Origin of the sequence: Shewanella carassii (assembly GCF_002777975.1) — a bacterium.
GTDB lineage: Bacteria > Pseudomonadota > Gammaproteobacteria > Enterobacterales > Shewanellaceae > Shewanella > Shewanella carassii.
In genome coordinates, this window is sequence record NZ_NGVS01000029.1 from 24,120 (window position 1) to 40,463 (window position 16,344).

General features: G+C 53.7%; 19 protein-coding genes. 4 read left to right on the forward strand and 15 right to left on the reverse strand.

Features of this window, described 5'->3' with window-relative positions; translation table 11 throughout:
* The first annotated feature begins 42 nt into the window (after positions 1–42).
* The 4 genes from hslR to CBE72_RS14200 all read left to right on the forward strand — a co-directional run bounded on the left by hslR (position 43) and on the right by CBE72_RS14200 (position 3,599).
* Positions 43–441: a ribosome-associated heat shock protein Hsp15 gene (hslR, locus tag CBE72_RS14185; RefSeq protein WP_100144361.1), complete on the forward strand. Its 399-nt coding sequence runs from the start codon at positions 43–45 to the stop codon at positions 439–441.
* A 19-nt stretch (positions 442–460) separates the two neighbouring features.
* Positions 461–1,324 (forward strand): Hsp33 family molecular chaperone HslO, encoded by an 864-nt coding sequence (hslO, locus tag CBE72_RS14190; RefSeq protein WP_100144363.1) that lies wholly within the window; start codon positions 461–463, stop codon positions 1,322–1,324.
* A gap of 166 nt (positions 1,325–1,490) precedes the next feature.
* Positions 1,491–3,032 carry a phosphoenolpyruvate carboxykinase gene (locus CBE72_RS14195; RefSeq protein ID WP_100144365.1) on the forward strand — a complete coding sequence of 514 codons (1,542 nt, stop codon included), beginning with the start codon at positions 1,491–1,493 and terminating at the stop codon, positions 3,030–3,032.
* Positions 3,033–3,167: 135 nt separating this feature from the next.
* Entirely contained in the window at positions 3,168–3,599 is a 432-nt protein-coding gene (locus CBE72_RS14200) for an acyl-CoA thioesterase (RefSeq protein WP_100144367.1), read from the forward strand.
* A gap of 9 nt (positions 3,600–3,608) precedes the next feature.
* Here the strand turns inward: CBE72_RS14200 and CBE72_RS14205 are convergent, their stop codons facing one another.
* The 15 genes from CBE72_RS14205 to CBE72_RS14275 all read right to left on the reverse strand — a co-directional run bounded on the left by CBE72_RS14205 (position 3,609) and on the right by CBE72_RS14275 (position 16,333).
* Positions 3,609–4,031: a PilZ domain-containing protein gene (locus tag CBE72_RS14205; RefSeq protein ID WP_100144369.1), complete on the reverse strand. Its 423-nt coding sequence runs from the start codon at positions 4,029–4,031 to the stop codon at positions 3,609–3,611.
* Positions 4,031–4,999: a flagellar motor protein MotB gene (locus tag CBE72_RS14210; protein WP_100144371.1), complete on the reverse strand. Its 969-nt coding sequence runs from the start codon at positions 4,997–4,999 to the stop codon at positions 4,031–4,033. The genes CBE72_RS14205 and CBE72_RS14210 overlap by 1 nt, the downstream gene beginning before the upstream one ends.
* On the reverse strand, positions 4,999–5,856 hold the full coding sequence (gene motA, locus CBE72_RS14215; RefSeq protein ID WP_100144373.1) for a flagellar motor stator protein MotA: 858 nt from the start codon (positions 5,854–5,856) through the stop codon (positions 4,999–5,001). Before motA ends, CBE72_RS14210 begins: the two co-directional genes overlap by 1 nt.
* Before the next feature lie 15 nt (positions 5,857–5,871).
* Positions 5,872–6,582, reverse strand: coding sequence for an RNA polymerase sigma factor FliA (locus CBE72_RS14220; RefSeq protein WP_100144546.1), 711 nt, complete (start codon positions 6,580–6,582; stop codon positions 5,872–5,874).
* A 22-nt stretch (positions 6,583–6,604) separates the two neighbouring features.
* The gene (locus CBE72_RS14225; RefSeq protein WP_100144375.1) at positions 6,605–7,051 is read right to left on the reverse strand and encodes a flagellar basal body-associated FliL family protein; all 447 of its coding nucleotides are present in this window, start codon (positions 7,049–7,051) and stop codon (positions 6,605–6,607) included.
* A 27-nt stretch (positions 7,052–7,078) separates the two neighbouring features.
* Positions 7,079–8,296 (reverse strand): flagellar hook-length control protein FliK, encoded by a 1,218-nt coding sequence (locus tag CBE72_RS14230; RefSeq protein ID WP_229672025.1) that lies wholly within the window; start codon positions 8,294–8,296, stop codon positions 7,079–7,081.
* Positions 8,293–8,634, reverse strand: a complete 342-nt coding sequence (locus CBE72_RS14235) for a hypothetical protein (RefSeq protein ID WP_100144377.1) — start codon at positions 8,632–8,634, stop codon at positions 8,293–8,295. Before CBE72_RS14235 ends, CBE72_RS14230 begins: the two co-directional genes overlap by 4 nt.
* Complete coding sequence (fliS, locus tag CBE72_RS14240) at positions 8,627–9,007, reverse strand: flagellar export chaperone FliS (RefSeq protein WP_100144379.1); 381 nt, start codon at positions 9,005–9,007, stop codon at positions 8,627–8,629. Before fliS ends, CBE72_RS14235 begins: the two co-directional genes overlap by 8 nt.
* Positions 9,008–9,018: 11 nt before the next feature.
* Positions 9,019–10,356: a flagellar filament capping protein FliD gene (gene fliD, locus CBE72_RS14245; RefSeq protein ID WP_100144381.1), complete on the reverse strand. Its 1,338-nt coding sequence runs from the start codon at positions 10,354–10,356 to the stop codon at positions 9,019–9,021.
* A 253-nt stretch (positions 10,357–10,609) separates the two neighbouring features.
* Positions 10,610–11,392 carry a flagellin N-terminal helical domain-containing protein gene (locus CBE72_RS14250; protein WP_100144383.1) on the reverse strand — a complete coding sequence of 261 codons (783 nt, stop codon included), beginning with the start codon at positions 11,390–11,392 and terminating at the stop codon, positions 10,610–10,612.
* Positions 11,393–11,488: 96 nt separating this feature from the next.
* Positions 11,489–12,469 (reverse strand): hypothetical protein, encoded by a 981-nt coding sequence (locus tag CBE72_RS14255; protein ID WP_100144385.1) that lies wholly within the window; start codon positions 12,467–12,469, stop codon positions 11,489–11,491.
* Between the two features lie 49 nt (positions 12,470–12,518).
* Positions 12,519–13,436, reverse strand: a complete 918-nt coding sequence (gene flgL, locus CBE72_RS14260; protein WP_100144387.1) for a flagellar hook-associated protein FlgL — start codon at positions 13,434–13,436, stop codon at positions 12,519–12,521.
* A 10-nt stretch (positions 13,437–13,446) separates the two neighbouring features.
* Complete coding sequence (flgK, locus tag CBE72_RS14265) at positions 13,447–14,817, reverse strand: flagellar hook-associated protein FlgK (RefSeq protein ID WP_100144389.1); 1,371 nt, start codon at positions 14,815–14,817, stop codon at positions 13,447–13,449.
* The gene (locus CBE72_RS14270) at positions 14,814–15,212 is read right to left on the reverse strand and encodes a rod-binding protein (RefSeq protein ID WP_100144391.1); all 399 of its coding nucleotides are present in this window, start codon (positions 15,210–15,212) and stop codon (positions 14,814–14,816) included. Before CBE72_RS14270 ends, flgK begins: the two co-directional genes overlap by 4 nt.
* On the reverse strand, positions 15,212–16,333 hold the full coding sequence (locus CBE72_RS14275) for a flagellar basal body P-ring protein FlgI (RefSeq protein ID WP_100144393.1): 1,122 nt from the start codon (positions 16,331–16,333) through the stop codon (positions 15,212–15,214). The genes CBE72_RS14270 and CBE72_RS14275 overlap by 1 nt, the downstream gene beginning before the upstream one ends.
* Between the last annotated feature and the right edge of the window lie 11 nt (positions 16,334–16,344).

The following is a 16,344-nucleotide window of genomic DNA, read 5'->3' on the forward strand; positions in this document are numbered from 1 at the left end:
TTGTGAACTCATCCCCTTTTTCAACGGTAAGCAGGAGGAACCATGGCCAATAGCAATGACAACACCGAGGCGGTCCGGCTCGATAAGTGGCTCTGGGCGGCGCGTTTTTACAAGACTCGCGCCCTGGCCAAAGAGATGATCAACGGCGGTAAAGTACATTACAACGGTCAAAGGGCCAAATCCAGCAAACTGGCAGAAGTCGGTGCGCACATTAGGTTACGCCAGGGATATGACGAAAAAGAGATCGTCATAAAAAAAGTTTCCGGTGTCCGTCAGGGGGCGGCTATCGCCCAGAGCCTGTACGAAGAAACGCCGCAGAGTATACAAAAGCGGGAAAGTAATGCTGAAGCCAGAAGGCTCAACATACTGCATAATCCGGCGCCCGATACCAAGCCGGACAAGAAACAGAGGCGGCAAATCATCCGCTTCCGCGAGATCTGAATTAACTGTGAGAAACCCAATGAACCAAGATACTCTCCATCGCTATCTGTTTGATAACGCCGATGTAAGGGGTGAACTGGCCCAGCTTAGCGACAGCTACCGTCAGATAATCAATGCCCAAGATTACCCGGAGCGCCTTAAGGTCCTGCTGGGTGAATTGCTGGCCGCCACCTCGCTGCTGACAGCCACGCTGAAATTTGAAGGTGATATCAGTGTGCAACTCCAGGGTCAGGGCGGCCCGGTGTCACTGGCGGTGATCAACGGTAACAACCGTCAAGAATTGAGGGGCGTTGCCCGTTGGCAGGGCGAGATTGCCAACGATACATCACTGGAACAGCTCTTTGGTCAAGGTTATATGGTGATCACCCTGACCCCGACCGAAGGCGAGCGTTACCAGGGCGTCGTGGCGCTGGATAAGCCCAGCATTGCCGAATGCTTGGAGAGCTACTTTGCCCAATCTGAGCAATTGCCTACCGGTATCTGGTTATTTGCCGATGGCGAACATGCCGCCGGTATGCTGCTGCAGGTATTGCCGAGCGAGCAGAGTGACAACGTTGAGTTTGAACACCTGACTCAGCTGACCGCGACGATTAAGGCCGAAGAGTTGTTCAACCTACCGGCCACCGAAGTCCTGCACCGCCTCTACCATCAAGAGCAGGTGCGACTGTTCGATCCTGTGAGCGTCAGCTTCAAGTGTACCTGTTCCCGTGAGCGCAGTGCCGCGGCGATCCGCACCCTGGCGAAGGAAGAGATAGACTCCATCATTCAGGAAAAAGGCCAGGTGGAGATGGGTTGTGAATACTGCAACCGTCAATATCGCTTCGATGCCATCGATATCGAAGCCATCTTTGCCAACAGCCAGACACCGGATACTCCCCAATAATGGGGCGATAAATCTGTCGTTTTTCAAGAGGGCGAGTGATCGCCCTCTTTTTTTAACCATTTTCCAGATCTTGCTCACACTTTAGCCGAGGCTTAAGTTACAATCGCGCCAACCCGGCAGCAGACCGGGACCATATCAGACCTCACAATAGATGGAGACCTTACTTATGGCGGCAGAAGCAAACCGCATCCACCTCAACCTCAATAGTGCCCAACTGATCGAGCAGGCGATTCTGCGCGGCGAAGGCACCCTGACAGCCAACGGCGCCCTGGTGGCCCAGACCGGCGAGCGCACCGGCCGTTCCCCCGCCGACCGTTTTATCGTCAAGGAACCAGGTACCGAGGCCGATATCGAGTGGGGCGCGGTCAACCAAGCGTTTGAACCGCAAAAATTCGCCGCCCTGTGGGAGCAAGTCGAAGCCTATCTGGCCGACAAACAAGTATTTGTCTCTGAACTGGAAGTGGCCGCCGATGCCGAGCACTACCTGCCGATCCGGGTCACTACCGAGTACGCCTGGCACCAATTGTTTGCCCGCAACCTGTTTATCGTGCCAGAGCACTATAACCAGAGTCACAAACCCGAGTGGCAGATCATCAATGCCCCTGGCTTTGTCTGCTCACCCGAGCGCGATGGCACTAACTCGGACGGTACAGTGATCATCAACTTCGCCGAGCGTAAGGTACTGCTGGCCGGTATGCGCTATGCCGGTGAAATGAAAAAATCCATGTTCTCGGTACAAAACTTCCTGTTGCCGGCCAAAGACGTGCTGCCGATGCACTGCTCGGCCAACGTCGGCAAAGATGGCGACACCACCCTCTTCTTCGGCCTCTCGGGCACAGGCAAGACCACACTGTCTGCCGATCCCAAGCGCTTCCTTATTGGTGATGACGAGCACGGCTGGGCCGAAGGCGGCGTCTTTAATATTGAAGGTGGTTGTTATGCCAAGTGTATCGATCTCAGTCAAAAGAATGAGCCGGTGATCTGGGATGCGATTCGCTTCGGCACTGTGCTGGAAAACGTGGTACTGGACGCGCAGCGCGTGCCCGATTACAAGGATGCCAGCCTGACCGAGAACACCCGCGCCGCTTACCCGCTGGAGCACATCGCTCAGCGCAAGGAAGACAACCGTGGCAACGAGCCGCACGCCGTGGTGTTCCTCACCTGTGACGTTTCCGGTGTCTTGCCTCCGGTCGCCAAACTCAGCAAGGAGCAGGCGGCCTATCACTTCCTCTCGGGCTATACCGCCAAGGTGGGTTCCACCGAAGTGGGCTCAACCGCCGCGATTCAGTCGACCTTCTCCACCTGTTTCGGTGCACCCTTCTTCCCTCGTCCTGCCGGGGTTTACGCCGAGCTACTGATGAAGCGTATCCAAGCCTTCGGCAGCCAAGTTTACCTGGTGAATACAGGTTGGACCGGTGGCCCTTACGGCGTGGGCAAACGTTTCGACATTCCTGTCACCCGCGCCATTGTTGATGCCATCGTCAGCGGTGAACTCAAAGAAGTGCCAACCGAACATATCGAGCAGTTGAACCTGGATGTCCCGGTTGCCATTCCCGGCGTCGACAGCGCATTGCTGAATCCGGTCAACACTTGGGCCGACAAGGAGGAGTACGCCAAGTACGCCAAGCAGCTGGCCGAATCCTTCCAGAGCAACTTCGCCAAGTATCAGGTGTCTGATGCCATCAAGGCCGCCGGCCCCAAAGCCTGATAACAGCAGATGTCACTCAAACGGCTCCTCATGGAGCCGTTTGTGTTTTAGATTGCCCGAAAGGATAACGAGCCCTTGAGGCATGAGACGGCTGTTGCTATTCTGAGCAGCCCAAAATGAAACGGTCGTTTAAATATGGAAGATTTTACTCAGCGTTACCCACAACACTCACAAATTCCGGTGGCCTGGGGCGAAATGGATGCCCTGCAACACGTCAACAATGTGGTCTATTTCCGTTATTTCGAGACCGCCAGAATCGACTTCTTCAACCGCTACTTTCCCTTGGACGAAATGTACAAGCAAGGCATTGGGCCGGTGATCAGTGAAAACCAGGCCAGATACAAACGCCCGGTCACCTATCCGGATACCCTGCTGGTTGGGGTCCGAGTAAGCGATATCGGCGAAGACAGATTTACCATGCACTACGAAGCCTATAGCCAGGCTCAAAGGGCCGTCACAACCACGGGCAGTTCGGTCGCCGTGATGTATGACTTCAGGAAGGGCACCAAGGCCAAGCTGCCGCAGGAATTACTGACGATCCTCCAACAGCACGGCCAAGAGAGTTAAACAAGAAAATCAGGGTTCGATGACAGGCTGACGTCGGCTTTGTCTCAGCTTTCGTCGGTGAAGTTGAACCAGACGCAGTGCCTGGAACAACTCCTCGTTGGAGAGCTCCAGATATTGGCCTCCGTAAAACCACAGAGGTCCATGCAACTGGCGCCCATGGGTAATACTGATAGGTAACATCAGCTCATCTGTCAGTATCAGCTTCAGTTTCATCCCAGGCTGCAACCGACAGGCGGTGATCAAGCCAACACCGCCACGGCTGATATCCTTGATATTACCCAGTCCCAGTTTGCCCGGACGCCACCAGTGCCAGTGCCCCAACTGCACCGTCATGCCATCACAGTCGAGTAAAAAGTCAGCGTCATTCCCCAAACGCAAACTAATGCGAACATGTTCCCGCCGCTGCTCTTCACTATCGACTTCGTCTGTCATCACTGATACCTGTCTCTGGGCTGATTAAAGCTGGCCACATCGCTGGCCTGGGAAAGTTCCTGACCGCCAGCCAAACTTTGTAGCTGCGCCGAAGCTTCCTTGGTAAGGATCAAAATTTCAACCCGGCGGTTGGCCGGATTATAGGGGTCCTCGCCAACAAAAGGGACCTTGTCGGCCATACCACTGACTTGCAAGATCTGATCTGAGCGAACCCCTCCAAACTCTATGGTCTGTCTGGCAATCAGCGCTCTCTCACTGGACAATTCCCAGTTGGTATAGCTGCGACCGACATACGGTAGAGAGTCTGTATGTCCTGAAAGCGTCAGCTTATTTTTAACCTGCTGCAGTAACGGCGCCAGGGCCAGTAACAGATCTTCAAAATAGGGGCGCATCTGCGCCTGCCCCACCTTGAACATAGACTGCTCACTGTTATCGTGAATACGGATCCGGATCCCCTGAGGCACGGCATCCAACTGTACGTTTTTGCCCATGCCGGCCTTTTCCACAACCTGGCGGATCTGTCGCGCCAACACTTCCAGTTGCGCCTGAGTGGCATACTCTCCGGGGATCACCGCATTCAACTTGGGACCCATTCCGGCTCTAGCCTGCCATTTTCCCTCTGGAATACGGGCACGGCTCTCAGGCCCACGCATCTCGTCACCATGGGCCGGTGACGGCACCACGGGTTGCTGCATGGCGGGCTGACCCTCGAGATCGATAATTGAAGGGATATTACGCAGATCGAACGGATTGATATCACCGGATGGGTAGAGTTCGCCATTGAGATACTTGACTACAGTTTCGCGCTCTTTTTGATCGGCCACCTGCATGATCCACAACACCATGAAGAACGCCATCATCGCCAGGGTAAAGTCGGCAAAAGCCACCTTCCAGGCTCCGCCATGAGCAGCATGTTTTTTGTTCGCCCGAACCCGGCGAATAACGATCTCTTGAGATTTTGAAGCCATTAACTTCTCTGTTCCGTCAGAATTTTTTCCAGTTCCACGAAGCTGGGGCGATTCTCGGTCTGGATCTGTTTCCTACCGGCATCGATCGCCTGGATAGGCGGCTTGCCTTTGGCGAAAGTAGTCAGCATGGCGGCAATGCACTTGAGCTGACTGATTTGGCGTTCCACCTGGTGTTCCAGCGCCTTTGACAAGGGTTCAAACAAACAATAACAGGCAAAGATACCGATAAAGGTTCCCACCAGAGCGGCCGCCACTTTGACCCCAATCAAGCTGATAGGGCCATCGATTTTTGACATGGTAATGATGATCCCCATTACCGCCGCCAAGATACCGAAGCCCGGCATAGCCTCGGCCATGCGGCCCAGGGCCTGGGAGGGACGTAAACTGTCTTCTTCGATACGATGAATCTCCTCTTCCAGAATCGCTTCCAGATCATGAGGGGAAATCTTGCCTATCGATTGCAGCCGCAGGTTATCCACTAAAAACTGCAATAATTGCGGATGTTCCAATACCACCGGATACATCAAAAACAGTGAACTCTCATCGGGGTTTTCAATGTGAGCATCCAGCACCTTCATCCCCTGAGACTGTATCTGCCCCATCAGCATATTCATCAAACCGAATAGCTGGGGATAAAGCTCAGGCTCCGGATTATCCTGACTGGTGACTTTACGTACCTGTTGCCAGAGTTCCTGCAATACCGCACGGGGATTGGCGATCAACAAAGACCCCACACCGGCACCTAAAATGATCAAAATCTCCGCCGGCTGCCACAATGCCAACAGATTACCGCCGGCCCAGGCGAAACCGCCAAAAACACAGCCTAAAATAACCAATAATCCAACTAATTTACTCATTAACAGGGTTCCAAATCAGAGTTGCGCCTGCCGATAAATCGCCTGTAACTGGCGTACGGCGGCCTTGTGTAATTGACAGATCCGGGTCTCTGTCAGCCCCAAGGTGGCGGCTATCTCTCTTAGATTGAGTTCATGTTGATAGTAAAGCGACAAAATAACCTGTTCTCTGTTGCTCAATTGTTTAATTGCTGCAATTAACAGCTGATTTCGTTCAAAATCGACAATTTCTTTGTCCTGGCCACCCAGGGAAAGCCCCTCACCCAGCATTTCATCCAGACTGTTCATGGATTCGGCCAGAGTGGCATGCAGGTAATCCCGGTACTCTTCCTGGGTCAGACCCATTCTTTCTGTCACTTCACTGTCTTTCGGGTAACGGCCCAACTCCCGGGTCAATTGCCTGACAACATCATTGAACGAATGTGCCTGCTGTCTTACCGAGCGAGGACGCCAATCCAGACGTCGCAACTCGTCGAGAATCGCGCCGCGGATCCGCTGCCCGGCAAAAGAGATAAACCCCGCATCGTATTCACCCGGGTAACGCCGGGCGGCCTCAAGCAATGCCATCAAGGCGATCTGTTCCATGTCCTCCTGGCCGATAAGCGGGCCACAATGACTCTTGAGGGCACAAACAGTACGCTTTACCAAGGGCAGATATTGATGCAACAACGCCTGCTCTGACTGCCGCTCATTGTCGTACGCCTGATAACCTAAATCATAGGCTGTCATCTCACTGTCCAAGTCGCCTCCGCTATTGAATTACCATTCGGGTGAACAGCACTTCTTCGATATCCAGGGAAAACTGATCTTCGCTCAAAACCTTGGCCAGCTCTTCCTTGGCTTCCAGCTGCAGCGCCTCGAGATTCTGGGGCTTATTCAGCGTCTTGAACTCTTTTGCGCTGAACATTCTCATCATGGTGTTGCGGATCAGCGGATCGGCCGCCTTGATCTCCTCGGCCGCCTTGTCGCTACGGGATTTGAGCGCCAACTCCAGCAACAAGTAATGTGGATACTCATCTCCAGGAATAGAGATCACCATCTTATCCAAGGGATAGAAGCGGGCAGGTGCAGGTGGTGGCGGCAACTTTTTTTCCGGCGCCAGCAAATTGCCCAAAAATGCCGGAGGGTTATGCCCAATAAAAAAGCCACCAGCAGTGGCCAGGATCAGCAAGGCTGCAATAATTAAATTTCGTTTCATCTTAGTTATTCTGCTCAATCTCTATCATCAGGCCAGTAGATTCAGTTGCCGATCACTCTTGCGCTCGACTTCATTATCAACGGGCAACTCCTCCCCAACGGAAGCAGCAATGCCACCGGCATTGCCTCTGCGAGCGTGTTGCTCTGACGGTCCCTGTTCCGAGCCGGAACCAACATCCAGCGCAATATCTCCCTTGTGCTCCAACGCCAATTCAGTTCGCAAACGCTCCAAACCACTGAGCAAGGCATCCCGCACCTGGTTATTAACGGCATGCATCTGAATATGCAGCCGATCCCCATCCAAGCGAATATTTAACTCAATCCGTCCAAGTTCGGGGGGAGTCAATTGCAGCTCTGCAGTTTGAATCCGCTGATCGATTTGAAATCTCAGCTGATCACGCAAAGGCAACAGGAGTTCTTTGGCATGTTGTACATGGGACGCCTGCGCAGTCAGCGGCAAAGGGCCCCACTGGCTGACAGAGGGCCGCTCATGCAGCTGAACAGTCGCCTCGGTTTGCAATATGCCGATGTCAGCCACCGGCTTAGCCAATGGATCCATGCGCCATTCACTCAATGTAGACGCCGGGGTCGTTGCGGTGCGAGCTTGCACCAGGCCGTGTTCCATCGCATTCAAGGGTACAAATTGTTCGCCTTTAAATGCGCTGACGGTTGTGGGCACTGAACTCACAGCTTGCTGATGTACCAGCGGAACCTGCGCCGAACCTTGTGGCTGTGGCAGTCGATTGCCTTGAGCCAAAGACAGATTAGCCATGGTCGCCATATTGGTTCGAGCAACGCCGTCATCCTTGGCCAGCATGGGATTCAGGGCATCGGCCCCTAATGCCTTGCTCGGACTGCCCCCCATAGCCGCAACGCTTACCGACTCAGAGACGGCTCCGGCAACAGTGGCCGTGGTTTGTTGGGCCAAAGGCATAAATTGCCCCACTGGCTGGACTGTCACCGCCGTTTCATGAACCGGCACTTCAGTCATCAACGCCGCCACATTCACACTCTCAGTGGAGGCATCGTCTTTAACCGCCTCGGCAGTGTCGGTCGGAGCAAGGCTATCGGTTTTCCCAGCGGGATCTTTTTTGACCGCGGGTTTATCCGCCTGGGCTTGAGCCTGAGAAACAGACTCCTCTTCCTGCTGGTAACTATGACTATCGCCACTATTATCTGGATGAGACGGTAACGATACTTTTTGCGATGGCGTCTCTACCAGAGATGAGATAAGCGCAATACTCAATACGAGTCTCCTTTAGTGGTTATTTCCGGCTGAAATTCAGGCTGGCTGAGTTGGGTCAGTTGATACGCAGACAGGCCCTCTTGTTGCTCCAACAATTGCCGCATCTGCCGCTGGACTAATGTCTTTTGGGTTTGCAACTGTGCAATTACCTGAGCGTGACAGCTTTCCAGATATTGGCGCGCCAGCAGTTCGGCCTGACTGCTGGGTTTACCACTCTGGCGCAGTAATTGGATCATCTGCTGATTGAGTCGGCGCACTCCCGACCAATTCTCTTCTGCGGCCAGTTGTTGCAGGCGCTGTCCCAGGACTTGCCACCGGCTGACTATCGACTCACTCAAGCTGGGCCCAACCTTCCCGGATCTGTTGAATAACCTGCACCACGGGCTGCAATGCCTCAGGGCTGTTTTCCACGCTGGCACTCACCAACTGGCGGCTACAATAGTCATAGAGTCGATTGAGATTTGCAGCGACTTCACCGCCATTTTCAATATCCAACAACACATCGAGTCCATGGATCACATTCAAACACTTGTTGATACTCTGACCCTTGGCCTCGAATGCCTTGCGCTCCATATGTCCCGAAGCGCGGGCCAACTCATCCAGTAGACCGTCAAGCAGCATCCGTACCATCTCATGGGGATTGGCCGCAGCCGCCCTGGCATCCAGACTGGCCTGACGGTAACCGCTAAAAGGATCCTGCTCATAAAACATCGAATAACTCCTCAGTAAAACAATCCACTGGCGCTGTTCAACTCATTGATGGTGCTTTCCATCGCGGTGAACTGCTTCAAATAGATGTCATAACGTTGTTGCATCATGCGATCATGACGCTCCATACTATCTTCGACCCGATCCAACTGGCGCTTTAGATTGCTCTTCTTCATATCCATATAGCCATCGAAACGGGTGAAAGGCTTGGTGATCTCCTGCACCTTGTCGACCATGCCGCCCTTGGCACCGAAGAGATCGCTGATCGCCTGAGGTTGGGTCTTCAGGGCTGTTTCCAGCTTCTTCTCATCCAGCTTTAATTCACCATTTCGGGTCAGCTCTATGCCGGCATCGGCCAAAGTCAGGCCATTAGGGGCTTTCTGAAAGCTCAATTCACGCAGCTGTTGCTGCAGCGTTCTTAGGCTGGTGTCGCCCTTGAGGATCCCCAGTTGGCTCTCATCTATCTTGTTGGCCTTCTTGTCATCCTCGTCGGTAGAGTCAGAATCCCCAAAAGCCTCGGCTCCCAGACCACGGGTTAAGCCACCGATTTGACGCAACAGTTCGTTGACTGTGTCAACATAAGCTTTGATGGCTTCTTTACCGGCTTCCTGGTCGGCCTTAATGCTGATATTGCTGCTGTCACCGGCTTTGTGAACCTTACGCAGTTCAATGTCCACCCCGTCTACCACTTGCTTCAACATATTGCTGGCCGAGGTAATGCTCATACCGTTGAGGGTCGCCTTGGCATCCTGTGCGGCCTGAGTCTCAGTCATGCCCCAATCACCGCCATCCAAAGTGATACTGATACTGTTGGATTTACCGGTTTCCTTAGAGGTCAGCATCAACTGCACCTGACCACCGGTGCGCACCAAACTCGCTTGCACCCCGGGATTGTTGGGATGCTGGTTGATCAAATCCCTAAGCTCACTGACCGAGGTCGCGCCGCCAGCGCTGGTGGTAGCCAAGTCCACCGTCATGGTCTTGCCGCCCATGCTGATCTGAATGACACCCGAGGCCGGTAAAGTGGCGTCTTCCGATGCAAAAGGCTTAACCAACTGGTGCGCCTGAGCCAATTGCTCTACCGACAGTTGAAAGTTTCCCTGCGGTGCACTGACTGAACTGCTGACATGGATATTTTCATCTGTCACCTCGGCAACACTGCCCTTAAAGGCATCGGTCCCCAAGGTTGTCAGTTTGGTGTTTAAACGATCCAAGCCTTTATCCAGCAGACTGTAGGCATCGAGCTGTTTTTGATAGCCCGCCTTACTGCTTTGATACAGATTGTCTTTGCCGGCTCGTTCAGCGCTAATCAACTGCTGCGCGAATTGGGCACCACTCATTCCGGAAATCATTTTCAACTCCTTCTGGACACTGGTTCGTGTCTTTGGAACATTTGGGATAGCAAGAGGCATGCCATTCAGAAGGCATGTCTAACCCATTGTAAATATTGATAGTTGGTAAGGTAAGAAGCTATTACTTGGTACAGTCTCTTCCCCAGAGACTCGGAAATGGGAAAAGTCACTTCCGCTATGGCGAGCCATTCCCGAATAACATTTAAAAAAAAGCGCCATCTTTGCGGACGGCGCCTGAAACAAAAAGGTTCGCTTAGCCCAGCAGACCCATAACCAGACTAGTGTTCTGGTTAGCACGAGACAGTACGTTGGTACCGGCTTGAACCAGCAGTTGGTTCTTGGTCATGGCGGCAGATTCGTTGGCGAAGTCGGCATCCATGATACGACCAGAAGCGGCCTTGGTGTTTTCGGTCACGTTGGCCAGGTTAGCGGCGGTGTGGCCCAGACGGTTGATGTTGGCACCCAGAGCAGAACGGTTGGTACCGATCTCATTGATAAAGGTGTTGATGGTATCCAAGTCAGCGATATCCAGGGCAGATTCATCTGGTTGAGCATCCAGCTTAACTTCCATAGTTTCGGCCTTGCTGGCACCAATCTGCAGAGTGACACCTGTATTCAGTTTGGTGAACAGTTTCTCACCGGCATATTCAGTGTTGGTCTTGATACGGGTCGCTTCACCCTTCAGTGCATCAAATTCAGCTTTCAGAGCGGCTTTATCATCGGCAGAGTTCACACCGTTGGCATGCTGGGTAGCCAGCTCTTTCATGCGGTTGGAGATAGAGCTCAGTTCGCTCAGGGCACCATCGGCAGTTTGCAGCATAGATACGCCGTCAGAGATGTTACGGCTGGCAGTGCTCATACCAACAACGTTGGCGTTCAGACGGTTGGCAATCTGCAGGCCAGCGGCGTCATCATCGGCGCCGTTGATGCGCATACCGGTAGACAGACGCTCCATGGCGGTAGACAGCAGGCTGTTATTTTTGTTTACAGAGTTCTGAGCCACCAGAGAGGCGTAGTTAGTATGTACAGACAACATGGTTGGATTCTCCCAAAGAGTGTATTTGTGTCACTAACAACAAAGCGACCCTAAAAAACCAAACTGAAAGCCACACTGAAAAAAATTTAAAAAAAATTACCTGAGCAGGTCTTGAGCATGACCGCGACCGATATTGGCCTGCGCCAACAAGGCCTGCAGTTGCGAGCCAAAGCAAGCATTCACCTGGGGCAAAGACACTGCCTGCAACTGCTGGGACAAATTACTTAAGAGTTGTTGCTTCTGTGCCTGCCAATCCTGGCGCCAATGTTCTATCCGCCGCTGCGTCCGTTCCAACTTGGCTCGGGTCTGTCGCAAGGTCTCATTACTGTCGAAACGCCACTCCCTGGGATCACGCCAGTCGAGCAACTCCTCCAGTCGGATATTGTGCATCTCGCCGGCCGGCAGACGCATCCCCTGACCACTGAGGCTAAGACTTCCCTGCAACAGTTGCCACAACTGATCATCACACTCCAAGACCGCTTCGTTATTTTCCAGCGCCAGGCTGATACCTAAGGGCGCCAGCTGTTCACCGAGCAGTTGTGCCAGGCTGTTCGGCTCCATATTGGCCGGTAGGTGCAACAATACACTCTGTGGGCCATCGGCGCTTGGTAACAGGAGCTGCAGGCTCTCGTCCCTGTGTTTAGGTTCAAGCAGGGAAACCGCCCGCAGTCGAAAACGGCGCCGTAGCGCCCGACGCCTGGGATAGATGATATTGAACATGGGATCCCACAAGGGATACTGCAGATAACTGGGTTGCAGCTGCTGCAACTGCTTTTGCAGCAGCTGCAGTCGTTCAAACTGCTCGGCAGAGGGTTTCATCAGCAACAAGGGGCGCATTCTCTCGAGGATCCGCTGCACCTCTTCAAAGCCATTATCCACCAGCTGCATGGCACTGATGTTATGTTGCAGCCGAGTGGCCCGCTCCCAACGTTCAAACGCCACTTGCCGGAACGGCAATAGCTCACGCCAGGCGTTCTCCGTCGTACTCACCACCGCCATATCCAGCAGTGGTGCACTCTGACCTATGGGCCTTATCTGTCCGGCCAGTTTCAGGGCATCAGTAACCGAATGGATCATGGCAACCTATGACAGTCGTGATACAAGTGAGGCATCTTCCAAACCCGAATTAAAGATGATTAAACAGTGTCAGTTGACTGATTTTGACAAAACTCTGCTGCGACACCCGCAACGCCGTCAACTTCATCTGAAACTCTGAAGTGGCTGCCGGATAGTCCAACGCCTCGGTTTCACCTATGACTTCCTTGGTAAACAGCGCCATCTCTTGATGACTACTCTTACCCAGACTCAAGCGATTCTGCTTGCCACCTATGTCGGTGATCGCCGCACCTAGGCTGGAGAGAGTATCGTCCAGAGACTGCATCATGGCTCCGGCCACGGTTTCGAAGTCGGCATCACCAGGCGCCTTGTTCGGATCCCGCAGCACTTTAATATACTCGGCAGTTTGATTGAGCAGATCCTCACTACCGTTGCTGAACCAAAACTCCTTCGCCGTCACGTTGGCATCGACCCAGGAATCGGCCGATATCTGCACCTGACGATGCTCGGCATCCCCCTTAAACTGATACTGACCGCTGGCGTCCAACTCCACTGTCGGAGTACGAGTGTGATTGCCGGAGAACAGATAATTACCGGCGGCATCACGGGCATTGAGAATGTCGACACAGGTGTCCATCAGTGCCGACAGTTCATCGGCATAGCCCTCTTGGTCGGCGGCCGAATGTTGACCATTGTTGGCCGAGATAACAATCTCCCGCATCCGATTTTGCGCCTGTACCAGACTGTCGAGATAGGTCTCTGCCCGTTCCAGGCTGGTCGACAGGCTGTCGATGTTATCTATGTACTGATTGGTCTTAGCCAGATCCCGCTCACAGTTGAGCACCTTTACCTTGCCGATAGGATCATCGGATGGACGCAGTAACGCCTTGCTGCTGGATAACTGTTGATCCAACACTCCCAACTGGCTCAGTGTCTGTTGCATGGAGTGCAAATTGCCACTGTACATATTAAACATAGCTACCCGCATCTACGACTCCTTAAATACTGTCAAGCAGGGATTGAAACAGCCGATCGGCGGTGGCTATCACCCGGGCATTGGCCTGGTAAGACTGTTGATAGACGATCAGGTTAACCCCTTCCTCGTCCAGGTTAACCCCACTGGTACTGGCCCATTGGCTCTGTGCTTCTTTCTGCAGCGCCAAGGCGGTCTTGTTCTCTTGCTGCGCCTGGCGGGAAATACTGCCCAGTTCCCCCACCTTGCTGGCGTAAGCATTGCCCAGGGTGGCCTTATTGCCCAAGGAGGCAAAAGCCAACTCCTCATTCGCCAAGGCGACAAAGGCCTTGAGGTTACTGTTATCCCCTGGGGTGCCATCCTTGCCAAAAGCCAAATCACCCGCGCTCAGATTCGGGTTCAAGATCAGGCTACCGGCGGGATTGGATGCATCCCATTTCCAGAAAGTCTGGGTCGCCTTTTTGCCGGACAGATCTGTGCCCTTGTCCTGAATATTATTCATCTGAGTTGCAATCTGAGTCGCCAGCTCATCGAGGAAAGTCCGGCTCTGCTTCAAGCTGGTATCCCGGTAGTTCAGCAGTGCTCCCAACTGGCCACCGGTTTCCTGCAATTTGAATTGCGATTGACCAAAATGCAGTTCTAACTTGAGCTGCTTTGGGTTTGCTGGGTCGGTAACACTCTTCAGTGTCGCCGGAACTATACCGCTCAGCAGCGGTTGCCCTTGAGAGAGGGAGATATTGGCCAGGCCCTTGTCATCCATCACTACTCGAATGTCTATGAGTGAAGATAATTCACTTATGGCGGCATCCCGGTTATCTAACAGCGATGCCGAAGGGATCTTGGAGGCACCATCGGCGGCGATATCTTCATTCAAGCGAGCTATCTTCTCCAACAGTGTATTGATCTCTTTGACGCTGGCTTGAGTCTGGCCGACGATTTGCTGCTCCTGGCTGTCCAGCCCTGAGGCTATGGAGTGAAAGCGCTGCGCCACGCCGTTGGCCTCATTGAGCACCGCCTGCCGGAGCGCGGGATCATTGGGTTGCTCCATTGCCGCGTTCATGGCGGCAAACAGGTGATCAAAACCGGTGGAAAGATTATTACTGTCGGCCGCCATCAACTGTTCCAGTTGACCGGCGTAGCTTTCTTTAACACCGGCAAAGCCCACATCGCTGCCGGTACGCCACAACTGCATCACCTGGTACTGATCTGAAATCCGCCGCACGCCGTCAATGCTGACCCCATGACCGGAGCCATAGGCACCGCCACCGACCGAACTGAGCAACACCTGTTGGCGGGAATACCCCGGCACCATGGCATTACTGGTGTTATTGGACATGGTTTGTAAGGCCGCCATGCTGGCATTCAAGCCGGACATGGCGTTGTTGAGCAGATTCATTCAATCTCCTTATGGACAGGCGGAACCAACAGCGCAGGTTGCATTGCCGTGGTTGTCTTTTCAGAAGAAGCGACCGGTTCGGCACTAAACTGAAGTTTTGCTCCCAATTGACGGCTCATAACATCGGCCAGCCCGGTCGACTGCATCTGTGACAGATGCAAAGCCAGCTCAGAATCGTACCAATCCCGATACAAACCATCGTTGCTGGATGACAGTAGATTCTCTTCATCGGCAATGGCATCACTGGCAGTGCGCATCTGTTTCAACACTGTCTGCAGAAACATGGCTTCAAACTGCTGGCTGACCTGTTGCAGGGCGCCCTTTTCACCATGAGCCTTAATCAAGTCACCGGAGTCGAGCCGCCCCAGCAGCCCCTGGTTTTGAGTTACTTTCATCAGATCACCACCAGATCAGCTTCCAGGGCACCGGCCTCTTCCAGCGCCTGCAAAATGGCCATCAGATCCATAGGCGAAGCGCCCATGCTGTTGACGGCACGTACAATATCGTTCAAAGAACTGCCTTCGGGCCAAACAAACATACGGCCGTCTTCTTCCTGAATATCCACATCCGAATCATTGGTTACCACGGTTTTGCCGGCGGCATCGCCGAAGATCCCCGGATTGGGTTGGCTGACCTGTTGTTTCTCTGTAATGGTCACTGTCAGGTTGCCGTGACTGACGGCGGCCTTGCGCACCACCACATCACCGCCCATCACCACAGTACCGGTACGAGCGTTAAACACCACCTTGGGCGGAATACGTCCCGGCTCGACCATGATGTCTTCCAGCATGGACATGAACATCACTCGTTCACGCTCCGATTGTGGCGCTCTCACCGTCACCTTGGCATGGCTCTCGGCCTTGGCAACATCCGGACCGAACACGGCGTTGATCGCCTTTTCGATATTTCGGGCACTGCGGAAACCGGCCTGTTTCAGGTTGAGAACGACCTGTGGGTTGCTGGCAAAAGAGCTGGGGATGGCCGCTTCCAGCAGCGCGCCCTCAGGAATGGTGCCCACTGTGGGCACGTTGATAGTCATTGAAGTACCGTTTCGGCCCTGAGCCGACACGCCGCCCACCACCAGATTCCCTTGGGCAACGGCGTAGATTTCACCATCGACCGCCCGCAGTGGCGTCATCAGCAAGGTGCCGCCCCTGAGGCTCTTGGCGTCGCCGATGGAAGAGACGGTAACATCCAGAGTCTGTCCCGGACTGGCCAGCGCTGCCACATTGGCCACCACGGCCACGGCGGCAACGTTTTTCAGCTTGGGATCCATGTTGCCATCGATCTGCACCCCAAACTGTTTCAGCATGTTCACCACCGACTGGCCGGTAAACTTCACCTGGTTCTTGTCACCGGTACCGTCGAGACCGACCACTAGGCCGTAGCCTACCAGCTGGTTTTCACGGATCCCCTGCACATCGACCATATCCAGCAGATGGCGGCTCTTTTCGGCCAAGACCTGGCCCGGCATGGAAAGCCCCAACAACAGCAGAGCTAAAAGCAGTCTTGTCATCATCATTCCTG

Coding starts and splice junctions, on each gene's coding strand:
- hslR (WP_100144361.1), top strand. CDS start 43: ATGGCCAATAGCAATGACAACACCGAGGCGGTCCGGCTCGATAAGTGG.
- hslO (WP_100144363.1), top strand. CDS start 461: ATGAACCAAGATACTCTCCATCGCTATCTGTTTGATAACGCCGATGTA.
- CBE72_RS14195 (WP_100144365.1), top strand. CDS start 1,491: ATGGCGGCAGAAGCAAACCGCATCCACCTCAACCTCAATAGTGCCCAA.
- CBE72_RS14200 (WP_100144367.1), top strand. CDS start 3,168: ATGGAAGATTTTACTCAGCGTTACCCACAACACTCACAAATTCCGGTG.
- CBE72_RS14205 (WP_100144369.1), bottom strand. CDS start 4,031: ATGACAGACGAAGTCGATAGTGAAGAGCAGCGGCGGGAACATGTTCGC.
- CBE72_RS14210 (WP_100144371.1), bottom strand. CDS start 4,999: ATGGCTTCAAAATCTCAAGAGATCGTTATTCGCCGGGTTCGGGCGAAC.
- motA (WP_100144373.1), bottom strand. CDS start 5,856: ATGAGTAAATTAGTTGGATTATTGGTTATTTTAGGCTGTGTTTTTGGC.
- CBE72_RS14220 (WP_100144546.1), bottom strand. CDS start 6,582: ATGACAGCCTATGATTTAGGTTATCAGGCGTACGACAATGAGCGGCAG.
- CBE72_RS14225 (WP_100144375.1), bottom strand. CDS start 7,051: ATGAAACGAAATTTAATTATTGCAGCCTTGCTGATCCTGGCCACTGCT.
- fliS (WP_100144379.1), bottom strand. CDS start 9,007: ATGTTTTATGAGCAGGATCCTTTTAGCGGTTACCGTCAGGCCAGTCTG.
- fliD (WP_100144381.1), bottom strand. CDS start 10,356: ATGATTTCCGGAATGAGTGGTGCCCAATTCGCGCAGCAGTTGATTAGC.
- CBE72_RS14250 (WP_100144383.1), bottom strand. CDS start 11,392: ATGTTGTCTGTACATACTAACTACGCCTCTCTGGTGGCTCAGAACTCT.
- CBE72_RS14255 (WP_100144385.1), bottom strand. CDS start 12,469: ATGATCCATTCGGTTACTGATGCCCTGAAACTGGCCGGACAGATAAGG.
- flgL (WP_100144387.1), bottom strand. CDS start 13,436: ATGCGGGTAGCTATGTTTAATATGTACAGTGGCAATTTGCACTCCATG.
- flgK (WP_100144389.1), bottom strand. CDS start 14,817: ATGAATCTGCTCAACAACGCCATGTCCGGCTTGAATGCCAGCATGGCG.
- CBE72_RS14270 (WP_100144391.1), bottom strand. CDS start 15,212: ATGAAAGTAACTCAAAACCAGGGGCTGCTGGGGCGGCTCGACTCCGGT.
- CBE72_RS14275 (WP_100144393.1), bottom strand. CDS start 16,333: ATGACAAGACTGCTTTTAGCTCTGCTGTTGTTGGGGCTTTCCATGCCG.